This window comes from Alphaproteobacteria bacterium, from assembly GCA_019695395.1.
Taxonomy (GTDB): Bacteria; Pseudomonadota; Alphaproteobacteria; order JAEUKQ01; family JAIBAD01; genus JAIBAD01.
Window position 1 is genome coordinate 1 of record JAIBAD010000052.1, and the last position, 11,496, is coordinate 11,496.

The 11,496-nt window shown below is 33.4% G+C and carries 13 protein-coding genes; 10 read left to right on the forward strand and 3 right to left on the reverse strand.

Features of this window, described 5'->3' with window-relative positions:
* Nucleotides 1-308: hypothetical protein (locus K1X44_08070; GenBank protein ID MBX7147248.1), on the reverse strand; the 308-nt coding region annotated here is incomplete at its 3' end.
* A gap of 66 nt (nucleotides 309-374) precedes the next feature.
* Nucleotides 375-1,193 (reverse strand): ABC transporter permease subunit, encoded by an 819-nt coding sequence (locus tag K1X44_08075; protein MBX7147249.1) that lies wholly within the window; start codon nucleotides 1,191-1,193, stop codon nucleotides 375-377.
* Between the two features lie 140 nt (nucleotides 1,194-1,333).
* On the opposite strand from K1X44_08075, the gene K1X44_08080 reads away from it, so the two are divergent.
* From K1X44_08080 to K1X44_08090, 3 genes are read left to right on the forward strand one after another with little or no spacing between them, the layout of a single operon-like run.
* Nucleotides 1,334-2,215, forward strand: coding sequence for a methyltransferase domain-containing protein (locus tag K1X44_08080; GenBank protein ID MBX7147250.1), 882 nt, complete (start codon nucleotides 1,334-1,336; stop codon nucleotides 2,213-2,215).
* A gap of 48 nt (nucleotides 2,216-2,263) precedes the next feature.
* Entirely contained in the window at nucleotides 2,264-2,812 is a 549-nt protein-coding gene (locus K1X44_08085; protein ID MBX7147251.1) for a TRAP transporter small permease subunit, read from the forward strand.
* Nucleotides 2,813-2,839: 27 nt separating this feature from the next.
* Nucleotides 2,840-4,333 carry a TRAP transporter large permease subunit gene (locus K1X44_08090; protein ID MBX7147252.1) on the forward strand — a complete coding sequence of 498 codons (1,494 nt, stop codon included), beginning with the start codon at nucleotides 2,840-2,842 and terminating at the stop codon, nucleotides 4,331-4,333.
* Nucleotides 4,334-4,380: 47 nt separating this feature from the next.
* On the opposite strand, the gene K1X44_08095 is transcribed toward K1X44_08090, so the two are convergent.
* Nucleotides 4,381-5,487, reverse strand: a complete 1,107-nt coding sequence (locus K1X44_08095) for a TRAP transporter substrate-binding protein (GenBank protein MBX7147253.1) — start codon at nucleotides 5,485-5,487, stop codon at nucleotides 4,381-4,383.
* Nucleotides 5,488-5,794: 307 nt separating this feature from the next.
* Here K1X44_08095 and rpsB point away from each other — a divergent pair, with 307 nt between their 5' ends.
* The 7 genes from rpsB to dxr all read left to right on the forward strand — a co-directional run.
* Nucleotides 5,795-6,583, forward strand: coding sequence for a 30S ribosomal protein S2 (gene rpsB / locus K1X44_08100; protein MBX7147254.1), 789 nt, complete (start codon nucleotides 5,795-5,797; stop codon nucleotides 6,581-6,583).
* A gap of 77 nt (nucleotides 6,584-6,660) precedes the next feature.
* On the forward strand, nucleotides 6,661-7,581 hold the full coding sequence (tsf, locus tag K1X44_08105; protein ID MBX7147255.1) for a translation elongation factor Ts: 921 nt from the start codon (nucleotides 6,661-6,663) through the stop codon (nucleotides 7,579-7,581).
* 39 nt (nucleotides 7,582-7,620) lie between these two features.
* Nucleotides 7,621-8,337: a UMP kinase gene (gene pyrH, locus K1X44_08110; GenBank protein MBX7147256.1), complete on the forward strand. Its 717-nt coding sequence runs from the start codon at nucleotides 7,621-7,623 to the stop codon at nucleotides 8,335-8,337.
* Nucleotides 8,338-8,413: 76 nt separating this feature from the next.
* Entirely contained in the window at nucleotides 8,414-8,935 is a 522-nt protein-coding gene (gene frr, locus K1X44_08115) for a ribosome recycling factor (GenBank protein ID MBX7147257.1), read from the forward strand.
* Nucleotides 8,936-9,010: 75 nt separating this feature from the next.
* On the forward strand, nucleotides 9,011-9,685 hold the full coding sequence (uppS, locus tag K1X44_08120; protein MBX7147258.1) for a di-trans,poly-cis-decaprenylcistransferase: 675 nt from the start codon (nucleotides 9,011-9,013) through the stop codon (nucleotides 9,683-9,685).
* Between the two features lie 19 nt (nucleotides 9,686-9,704).
* Nucleotides 9,705-10,520, forward strand: a complete 816-nt coding sequence (locus K1X44_08125; GenBank protein ID MBX7147259.1) for a phosphatidate cytidylyltransferase — start codon at nucleotides 9,705-9,707, stop codon at nucleotides 10,518-10,520.
* Nucleotides 10,517-11,496, forward strand: a 980-nt coding sequence (gene dxr / locus K1X44_08130; protein ID MBX7147260.1) for a 1-deoxy-D-xylulose-5-phosphate reductoisomerase, incomplete at its 3' end; no start/stop codon positions are given. The genes K1X44_08125 and dxr, both read left to right, overlap by 4 nt.

The window sequence follows — 11,496 nt, forward strand, 5'->3', positions numbered from 1 at the left end:
CCATTAGTTTTTTCATTAATTTTTAAAATTAATGGGTAACTTATGGTCATTCCTTGATTTGCTCCCGATAAAAAACGATCAACAGCAACACCAGGCCCACCAACCTTATTTAAAATTAGTTCTGTGGTAATTCCATTTTTTTTTGCAATATCTGACCAGAATATCTCTTTCATAACATGCATACCCATATAGTTACTCCCATTTTGGATATCTAAGGTTATGCTTTTTAGGTCATCAGCTGCATAAGCATTATAAAAAAAACTTGAAAGAATTAAACTTGAAAGAATACCAAATATGTTTTTTTTCATTACTTAATCTCCCATAATTGTTAATGAATACTATGTTGTAATATAAAATATAATGATAGAAAAGCTTTAAAAATTTTTCATTCCCCATTTAATAACGGTACGTTTTTCAATCCATCCAAAAAGCTTTGCATCAATTATCCAAGAAATGAAAAGAATGGCAAATAACCCCGCATAAACAAGGGGAGGTTGATAGTTATTTTTTGCTTCCGCAATAAAAAAACCAAGTGCACCTTTGCCAGATACACTTCCTAAAACAAGTTCTACCGCTACAAAGGCTTGAAATGCACGACTAATTCCAAGACGTAATCCTGTAAGAATAGAGGGTAGGGATGCAGGAAATAATATCAAAAAAACTTGTAAGATAGGATTAAGGCCATAATTTTGTCCTACCATTTTTAGTGTCTTAGGTACATGAGTAAAGCCTGCATGTGTGGCAGCTAAAACAGTCCAAAAAACGGCATTACTTACAACAAAAACTGTTCCAGTGAAATTTGATTTAAAAGCTAATATAGCTGCACTAATTAATGCTACTGCGGGTAAACTCGACATAGGAAAAGCTATCAGTTCAATAACATTACGCCCAATGTGGCTTGTAATACTTATAGTTGAAAAAATAAAAGCAAGAATAGAACCAATAAAAAAACAATAAGTTAAAATGTAAATTGTTAAAAGAATTTTACCTATAAATTCTTGTGTTGTAATAAGATCAGCAAAAACTTCAATTGTTTCAGTGATGGTTGGGAAAAGTAAATGACCGTTACGTACATTATGATGAATATATAAGGCAAAAATTTGCCAAATCATTCCAATAATTAATAAAATTATTAAACGTTGACATGTATCAGATTTAAAAAGTTGTTTAATAAGATTATATAGTTGGTTCATAAGCTATTAGGGACATAAAAGTAAAAGATATTAAAATTGAGGTTTTAGTCTTTATATATAAAATATATTTAATAGTACATTTTTATTTACAATTCTAAAAAATTAATTAACCATCTAACAGGGTTAACTTAGTAAATATTATGCATGTTTTTGATCGAAAAATCCTAACTTTACATCGCAACCGCGCAGCACAAAAAGATCCTTTGAATAATTTTCTTTTTGTTCAAGGTTCTGAATTTTTAATTGATAAACTTGCTGATATTCAAAGATCATTTACCTCAATTCTTGAATTAGGATGCCGTCGTGGGGAAATTGTTGATCTTTTGGTTAAACAATATCCAATTGATCTTTATATTCAAACGGATCTGTCCTATTTAATGTGTTATCAAGCGCAAAGAAAACGCCATAAATTTCTATGTACGGTGTGTTTGGATGAAGAAAATCTTCCTTTTCGTCCCCATATATTTGATTTAATTATTAGCAATTTAAATCTCCATTGGATTAATGATTTGCCTGGCTGTTTGGCACAAATTTACCATTTGTTAAAACCTGATGGCTTATTTTTAGCTTCTGTTTTTGGGGGACAAACATTAAATTTGCTAAGAGAAGTATTGCTCCAGGCTGAAAGTGAAATTACGGGAGGTGCAAGTCCAAGAGTGATCCCATTTATTGATTTGCAAACTGCGGGTAATTTGATGCAGCGGGCTGGGTTTAACCTTTCTGTAACCGATAGCCAACTTATTACAGTGCAATATAAAAATCTATTTACTCTTATGCATGATTTGCAAGCTATGGGTGAAAATAATAATCTTTTAGCTAGGTTTTCTGGTATTACAAATCGTAAGATATTTTTAAGAGCTGCTGAAATATATAAGAAAAAACTTAATCAAAATGGTTCCGAAATTATTGAAGCCAATTTTGAAATTATTAATTTTTTAGGATGGCGTCCCCATTCTTCTCAACCTAAACCCCTAAAACCTGGAAGTGCTACAATAAATCTGGCTGATTTTTTATCAGACTAATTGTTTTTACCAATAGCCTAATATATAATTGGAATAAATGGGGATTTTATGAGATTTTTAGTTCTTACTATCAAATCTATTGATACATTAAATGAATATATGGGACGTTTCATTTCTTGGCTTACTTTAGGAACAGTTCTTACTTGTTTCTTAGTAGTAATTCTACGCTATATTTTTTCTATGGGTTTTGTATGGATGCAAGAATTATATGTATGGCAGCATGCTGTCGTTTTTATGATTGGGGCAGGTTATACATTTTTACATAATGATCATGTTCGTGTGGATATTTTTTATTCTCCTATGTCTCAAAAATCTAGGGCTTGGACAGATTTATTTGGTACATTATTTTTCCTTTTTCCTTGGTTAGGTGTTATTTTCTGGTTTGGTTGGTCTTTTATAAGTTTATCTTGGCAATTAAAAGAAAGTTCATCTCAAGCAGGCGGATTACAAGGATTTTTTTTATTAAAATTAGTTATTTTTATTTTTTGTATTTTGGTTGGTTTGCAAGGTATTTCTTTATTTTTGAAAAGCCTTTTAATTATCTTGGGATTTGAAAAATATATTATAAAAGCAGAAGAAGCTAAGCCAATAGCTTAAAACAGAGACAATTGGAAAGAAATAGATATGGATGTTCATACAATAGGCGAGTTTTTAGCGCTTGGTATGTTTTTAGCAACTATTTTTGCTGTTTTAATTGGATATCCAGTAGCTTTTACTTTAGCTGGTATTGGCTTATTGTTTGCCTTAATTGGGTATAAATTTGGTGCGTTTGAATTCTCGTTGTTAACTGGTATTGCCTCTCGTTATTTTGGTACAATGGTTAACGAAGTGTTGGTAGCAGTCCCATTATTTGTTTTTATGGGGGTTATGTTAGAACGTTCTAAAATTGCTGAAGCACTTTTAGAAACCATGGGACAGCTTTTTGGTTCATTGCGTGGTGGCCTTGGTATTTCAGTAATCATTGTTGGCGCTTTATTAGCTGCTTCGACAGGTATAGTAGGAGCCACGGTTGTCACAATGGGGTTATTAAGTTTACCTGCTATGTTACGAGCTGGATATGACCCAAAATTAGCCACAGGTATTATTTGTGCATCAGGTACTTTAGGACAAATTATACCTCCATCAACAGTATTAATTTTTATTGCAGATTTTTTACAAAGTGCAAACGCAACAGCACAAATGGCCAAAGGTAATTTTACACCAGAACCTGTTTCTGTAGGTGATCTTTTTATAGGTGCATTTATTCCTGGGTTAATTTTATCCTTACTTTATATTGCTTGGGTTGCGATAAAGGCTATATTTGAACCATCTTCTGCGCCTGCTTTGATTATGACGGCGGAACAAAAGAAGCAATTGCCCACGAAAGTTATTATTGCTCTATTTCCACCCCTTTTATTAATTATAGCAGTTTTGGGTTCTATCATTGCTGGGATTGCATCACCAACAGAATCAGCATCAGTAGGTGCGGTAGGTTCGATCATTTTAGCTCTATGTAAAAGACAATTCTCATTAGATGTCTTAAGACAAGTTATGCGGTCAACTTTACGTATTAGTTCGATGGTATTTGTAATTCTTTTGGGAGCATCTGTTTTTTCTTTAGTATTCCGAGGGTTGGGAGGAGAAAAAATTGTTCATGACATTTTATCTTCTATACCAGGTGGAGAAATTTCAGCTATTTTAGCAGTGATGACTTTAATGTTTATCTTGGGTTTTTTTCTTGATACTTTTGAAATTATTTTTATTGTCGTGCCTATTACAGCACCAGTTTTGCTTTCTTTTGAAAATGTAAACCCAATATGGTTAGGTGTCATGTTTGGTGTAAATTTGCAAACTAGCTTTTTGACCCCACCTTTTGGTTTTTCTTTATTTTATCTTCGAGGTGTTGCACCCAAAAATGTTACAACTACACATATCTATAAGGGCATTGTGCCTTTTGTTATATTACAAATAATTGGTCTTGGTATGTTATGGATTTTTCCTGGTTTAGCTACTTGGCTTCCTAATAAAATTTATCAAGAAAATCAAATAGGTATTGAGCAGCAACAAAATCAAAAGGGTGGTTTTATAGAACCTGATATTATAGAACCTGATATTAATGATCTTGTTCCCGCACAATAAAGAAAATAGCGAAGATAATTTAAATTATCTTCGCTATATATTAAAAATTAATTTGGATATTTAAAATCTAAAAGCCTTGCATTGGTATAAGCTTGTTCTGATATTCTAGTCCACTCTTTTACTTTATCTCGGAACGCTAAATAAGATTGAGCAATTTTTTTGCTTTTTTCATCACCTTTATCCAATATTTCTTGCATAACTTCGCCAGATGCATTACCAAAAGCTTGAAGCACATCTTTAGGAAATTGGCGTAATTTTACCCCATGATCTTTAATAAGACTTTGTAAAGAAGTGGCACTTTGAGCATTAAATTCAGCTAACATATAATCATTTTCTGCTTTACAGCAAATATCAATTATTTCTTGGAGATCTTGGGGCAAGGAAGAAAGCTTTGATTTATTGATCATGCATTGTAATCCTGTACCAGGTTCATGAAATCCGGGCCAATAGTAATTAGTTGCTACTTTATAAAAACCTAAAGATAAATCATTATATGGTCCAACCCATTCTGCACCGTCAATCGCACCTGATTGAAGATTTGCAAAAATTTCTCCCCCTGCAACATTAACAACTGTAACGCCAAGTTTGGTTAATGCTTGACCACCTTGACCAGGCATACGAAATTTTAAACCTTTTAAATCATTAACTGATTTAATTTCTTTTTTAAACCAGCCGCCCATTTGGACCCCTGTATTACCTGCTAAAAAACCTTTAAGACCAAAACCATCATAAAGATTATCCCATAATTCTTGTCCGCCTCCAAAATAAACCCAGGCATTCAATTCATTTGCGGTCATACCAAAAGGTACAGCGCTAAAAAATCCGCACCCAGCAGATTTGCTAAGATGATAATATGAACCATCGTGGCTCATTTCTGCTGTACCAGAAGCAACAGCATCAAAACATTGTAAGGCAGGGACAAGTTCGCCTGCAGAATATACTTTAATTGTTAATCGCCCATTACTTAAATCACTAATACGTTTTGCAAGTCGTTCGGCCCCAGTCCCTAATCCAGGTAGTCCTTTGGGCCAACTTGTAACCATTTTCCATTCCATTAACCCTTGGGAAAGAGCAGGTTTAGGAAAATTGGTTGCAAGTGCTGTAATTCCAACGGCAGTTCCAATAATTAAATCTCTTCTTTTAACTTTAGCCATTTTATTCCCTCTACATATTATAAGATTAATTTGATTGGTTTAAAATAATGTATGTTATTAAAAGTTCCAATAGTATTCATATAGATGGTTAAAGTGTTAATTTATGTAATAATATACTTGTCAAAAGCTATTTAAATCGTTATGAAGATTAGATTAATTCTATATTTTTCTTCATTAATAAGAAAATAATAGGATTTTTAATTTAAATTCACACGCAATATAGTTTTTTATAAAACTTATCCGGTGTTTAAAATTATTTTTAAATACATCGTATTGCGGAGGCTCAACCGGAATAAGAGGTTTTATTATGAGTTCATTTAGTTTTTCTATGCGTCAGCTTTTAGAAGCTGGTGTTCATTTTGGTCATCATACAAGACGTTGGAATCCCAAAATGGCCCCCTATATTTTTGGGGTTCGTAACAATATTCACATTATTGATCTTGGTCAAACTGTTCCTTTATTACGTCAAGCTTTAGAAACAGTTAGAAGTACTACAGCAAATGGGGGACGTGTATTATTTGTTGGGACCAAACGTCAAGCCAGTGATAAGGTTGCTGAGGCGGCAAAACGTTGTGGTCAATATTATGTTAATCACCGTTGGCTTGGAGGAATGTTATCAAACTGGAAAACTATTTCCCATTCAATTAAACGTCTAAGAGATTTAGAAGAACGTCTTACTAATGATGTTGCTGGATTGACAAAAAAAGAGCTTTTACAATTAACAAGACAGCGCGATAAATTGGAGCGGGCTTTGGGTGGTATTAAAGAGATGGGTGGACAGCCTGATGTCCTTTTTATTATTGATACAATTAAAGAAAGAATTGCCATTGCTGAAGCCAATAAATTAGGTATTCCTGTTATTGCTATTATAGATAGTAATTCAGATCCTCAAGGTGTTGATTATCCAATACCAGGTAATGATGATGCGACGCGTGCGATTAATCTTTATTGTGATTTGATGGCAGAAGCGGTTTTAGATGGGCTTCAACAAGAAGCAATTGCATCTGGTATTGATGTTGGTGATGCAGAAAATTTACCTAATGAAAAAATACCAGAAGTGGAAGAACAGTTAGTTAAAGAATCTTCTATAGCTTAATCATTATAGAGAGAGTTATATTTATAGCTCTTTTTGAAGATAAATTATTGAATTTTTATATAGATGAGGAAAAGAATATGACCGAAGTTTCTGCGTCACTAGTCAAAGAATTGCGTGAGCTTTCTGGTGCTGGCATGATGGATTGTAAAAAAGCTTTAAATGCAACAGCTGGAAATATTGAATCTGCTATAGATTGGTTGCGAAAAAAAGGGTTATCTTCTGCAGCGGGTAAAGCAGGTAGAATTGCAGCAGATGGTTTGGTCGGTTTAGCTATTGAGGGTACGCAAGCTGCTCTTGTTGAAGTTAATGCAGAAACAGACTTTGTGGCACGTAATCAAGAATTTCAGCAATTTGTTGAAAATGTATCTAAGCTTGCTTTAAAGGCTAATGATACAGAAAACCTTAAAAAAACTTCTTATTTAACAACCAATACATCTGTTGAAGAACAGCTTGTGCATTTGATTGCTAAAATAGGAGAAAATTTATCTTTACGCCGTCTGGCTAAATTATCTGTGAAACAAGGTGTTATTGCAGGATATATTCATAATGCCCAAACTCCTAATCTAGGTAAAATTGGGGTTCTTGTTGCCCTTGAATCGGAAGTGAATTCTGATGAATTAAAAACGTTAGGCAAACAACTTGCTATGCATATTGCTGCAACATCGCCTTTGGCTTTATCTATCAAAGATTTAGATTTTAAACTTATTGAACATGAAAAAAGTATTTTTGCAGAACAAGCAAAAATTTCTGGAAAACCAGATAATATTGTTGAAAAAATGGTTGAAGGTAGGTTACGTAAATATTACGAAGAAGTTGTTTTATTAGAACAGACCTTTGTTATAGATGGTGAAAGCAAAATTAAATCCGTGATTGAAAACTTATCTAAAAAAGCTGGCAAGCCTGTACATCTAACAGGGTTTGTAAGAATGGCTTTGGGTGAAGGTATACAAAAAGAAGAAAAAGATTTTGCTAACGAAGTTGCAGCTCAATTAAAATAGTATAAAATTTTAATTATATATTTGGTAAACCGAATTCTTATGATTGATCTTAAATACACAAAGATACTATTTAAAATTTCTGGCGAAGCTTTAATGGGAAAACAAGATTTTGGTCTAGATCCTGTTATGGTTAACAGAATGGCTGAAGAAGTAGCAAATGCCCATAAACTTGGTATTCAGATATGTTTGGTAATTGGGGGCGGAAATATTTTTCGTGGTGTTGCAGGTGCTGCCCAGGGTATGCAAAGGGCGTCTGCTGATTATATGGGTATGTTGGCAACAGTAATTAATGCTTTAGCTATGCAAAATGCTTTAGAACAATTAGGTGTTGTAACACGGGTTCAATCTGCTATTCCTATGTCCACAATATGTGAGCCTTACATTCCGCGTAGAGCTCAACGTCATATGGAGAAAGGTAGGGTTGTTATTTTTGCAGCAGGCACAGGAAATCCCTTTTTTACAACAGATACGGCCGCTGCATTAAGAGCATCAGAAATGGGATGCCAAGCCCTTTTAAAAGGTACGAAGGTTGATGGTGTTTATACAGCAGATCCAACAAAATACAAAGACGCGGTTCGTTATCAAAAACTTAGCCACCATGATGTTTTATCTAAAGATTTAAAAGTTATGGATGCAGCAGCTATATCTTTAGCACGTGAAAATCATATACCGATTATAGTTTTTTCTATTGATAAACCTGGTTGTTTAGCAAATGTATTAACAAATAAAGGTGATTTTACTATTATTGAAGGTTAATTGATCATTAACAATTATAAAAAAGATTGAAATTATGATAAATTTAAAACACGAAATTGATGAGATTAATCGCCGCATGGGAAGTTCAGTAGAGGCTCTTAAAAGAGAGTTTGCAGGATTGCGAACAGGACGTGCTTCGGTTCATTTGTTGGATACAGTTGTTGTCAATGCTTATGGAAGTGATATGCCATTATCACAAACAGGTACAGTTAGTGTACCTGAACCACGAATGATCACGGTACAAGTGTGGGATCGTAATTTAGTTACAGCTGTAGATAAAGCTATACGTGATGCAGGACTTGGGCTAAACCCCATGTCAGATGGACAAATTATCAGAGTGCCAATTCCCGAACTTAGCCAAGAAAGACGTGTGGAATTGACAAAGATAGCTAATAAATATGCAGAACAAGCTCGTGTTGCAGTTAGAAATGTAAGACGTGATGGTATGGATATTTTAAAGAAAATGGAAAAAGAAGGTGATCTTTCCAAAGATGAACATCATCAAAAATCCGATTACATACAAAAAATAACGGATGAACATATTAAAAAAATTGATGAAATTTTTGCTCATAAAGAAAAAGAAATTATGCATGTATAAGATTAAGGATTTTTTTTGAATGATTTTTCTTTAAAGCTTATCAATGCTGTTATACCACGCCATATTGCAATTATTATGGATGGTAATGGACGATGGGCCCAAAATAAAGGATTACCTAGGATTTCTGGACATCAGCAGGGAATGAAAGCTGTCCGTGAAACTATTGAATCAGCGCTTGAATTAAAAATACCATACCTGACCTTGTTTGGCTTTTCATGGGAAAATTGGAAAAGACCTGAAGAAGAAGTTGACGAACTTATAAAATTGTTAACTTTTTATCTTGAAAAAGAAATAGATTCTCTTAACGAAAATGGTGTTTGTCTAAAAGTTATAGGTGACATTTCTCCTTTTAATCAATCTGTTATTAGTTTAATTAAGGAAGCAGAAAAACAAACATCCCATAATACAAATTTATTTTTAACAGTGGCATTAAGCTATAGTGGGCGCCGCGATATTCTTCAGGCAACAAAAACTATTATCCATGATATAAAAACAGGTTTATTAACTTCAGATCAAATTAATGATCAGGTATTTAGCCAATATTTAATGACATCAACAATGCCGGATCCTGATTTGGTTATAAGAACAAGTGGTGAAAAAAGAATTAGTAATTTTTTATTGTGGCAATCTGCTTATGCAGAATTTGTATTTTTTGATGTCTATTGGCCAGATTTTGGTAAAAAAGATTTTACTGAAGCTATTGCCTTATATCAGAATCGGCAAAGACGTTATGGTAAAGTATCAATTTGATCATCTAAGTAATAATTAAATGATGCTTAAAAAACGGATAATTTCAGCTTTCTTTTTAGGATTAATAGTTTTTTTCTGTATATTTAAAGGATATATGTGGTTTGGATTTTTATCTTTAATTCTAGCCAATCTTGCCTTTTATGAATGGGTAAAAATTTGTCTAAAAAATAGTTCTTTTAATAATTTTCCTTTAATTTTAGCTCTTTGTTCTATTTCTTGTGCAATATTTTTTATATTGTTTTTTCCGATTAATTGGCTTGGAATAGTAGGAATTTGGATAGGGTCGGGATTTTTTACATGGCTTGTTTTTCTTATTTATTACAAACGTGATGCTTTTCTTATATATGTAGGGCATCTTTATATTTTTGCTGCCGTTTTCTCACTTATTTCTATTTTAAAAGAAGATAATGGATCACTTATTTTAACATGGCTTTTATTAATAGTATGGGCAACAGATATAGGGGGATATTTTATAGGTAGGTGGATAGGTGGTGTTAAATTAGCTCCGAGAATAAGCCCCAATAAAACTTGGGCAGGATTTATAGGAGGTACGGTTTTTGCTATTTTAACAACTTATTTTTTTATTAAAATAATTAATTTATCCGCCCATATTATGACACAAATGATTATTATAACTATTATTCTTGCTATTATAGCCCAAATAGGGGATCTTATTGAATCTATGCTTAAAAGAAAATATGGCGTTAAAGATAGTGGTCAACTTATTCCAGGGCATGGTGGTGTTTTGGATCGTATAGATAGTTTACTGTCAGCAAGTATTGCTTTATTCATAATTACGTTTTTTAAAAGCGGAGGAATAATAATCTGGCTATGACAATGGAAAAAGTTTCTGCTTTAGAAGTAAATTCTAAACATTATAAAAGAACTATTACTATTCTTGGTTCAACTGGTTCTGTCGGTAAAAGTACAGTTGATCTTTTGCAGCGCCATTCAAATTATTATTCTGTTGAAGCTTTAACAGCTAAAGATAATGTGGAATTGTTGGCAGAACAGGCGCGTCAATTAAATGTTAAAACTGCAGTTATTGCTAATTCAAAAAAATATCAAGAATTAAAAAATATTTTATTTGGTACTCATATTGAAGTTGCTGCTGGTGAAGAAGCCGTAGTTGAAGCGGCTGCACGACCAGCCGAATGGGTAATGGCAGCTATTATGGGTGCTGCCGGATTAGAACCTACTATGGCTGCTGTGCAACGTGGCGCAATGGTTGCTTTAGCTAATAAAGAATGTCTCGTTTGTGCTGGTGAACTTATGATGATGGCTGTTAAAAAACATAATGCGGTTATGTTACCAGTTGATTCTGAACACAATGCAATTTTTCAGGTATTTGATTTTGATAAAGTTAAAGATGTTGAAAAAATTATACTAACCGCATCTGGTGGACCTTTTCGTTTAATGGAAAATCATATGATGGAACATGTCACACCTGCGCAGGCTTTAGCCCATCCAATTTGGTCAATGGGTGCTAAAATCTCTATTGATTCAGCGACAATGATGAATAAAGGACTAGAGCTAATTGAAGCCCATCATCTTTTTGGATTACCAGAAGATAAAATAGATATTCTTATTCATCCGCAATCTATAATTCACAGTATGGTCTCGTATATTGATGGATCTGTTTTAGCCCAGCTTGGTACACCTGATATGCGCATACCAATTGCTTATGCTTTATCATGGCCAAAACAAAGAATTTCTACACCTTCCAAACGTTTAGATTTGGCTGAAATCAGTGAGCTGACTTTTACAAAACCCGATGTTCATAAATTTCCAGCTCTTTCGCTTGTTCGTGA

Coding starts and splice junctions, on each gene's coding strand:
- uppS (MBX7147258.1), top strand. CDS start 9,011: ATGGATGGTAATGGACGATGGGCCCAAAATAAAGGATTACCTAGGATT.
- K1X44_08125 (MBX7147259.1), top strand. CDS start 9,705: ATGATGCTTAAAAAACGGATAATTTCAGCTTTCTTTTTAGGATTAATA.
- frr (MBX7147257.1), top strand. CDS start 8,414: ATGGGAAGTTCAGTAGAGGCTCTTAAAAGAGAGTTTGCAGGATTGCGA.
- K1X44_08075 (MBX7147249.1), bottom strand. CDS start 1,193: ATGAACCAACTATATAATCTTATTAAACAACTTTTTAAATCTGATACA.
- K1X44_08080 (MBX7147250.1), top strand. CDS start 1,334: ATGCATGTTTTTGATCGAAAAATCCTAACTTTACATCGCAACCGCGCA.
- rpsB (MBX7147254.1), top strand. CDS start 5,795: ATGAGTTCATTTAGTTTTTCTATGCGTCAGCTTTTAGAAGCTGGTGTT.
- tsf (MBX7147255.1), top strand. CDS start 6,661: ATGACCGAAGTTTCTGCGTCACTAGTCAAAGAATTGCGTGAGCTTTCT.
- K1X44_08095 (MBX7147253.1), bottom strand. CDS start 5,487: ATGGCTAAAGTTAAAAGAAGAGATTTAATTATTGGAACTGCCGTTGGA.
- pyrH (MBX7147256.1), top strand. CDS start 7,621: ATGATTGATCTTAAATACACAAAGATACTATTTAAAATTTCTGGCGAA.
- K1X44_08085 (MBX7147251.1), top strand. CDS start 2,264: ATGAGATTTTTAGTTCTTACTATCAAATCTATTGATACATTAAATGAA.
- K1X44_08090 (MBX7147252.1), top strand. CDS start 2,840: ATGGATGTTCATACAATAGGCGAGTTTTTAGCGCTTGGTATGTTTTTA.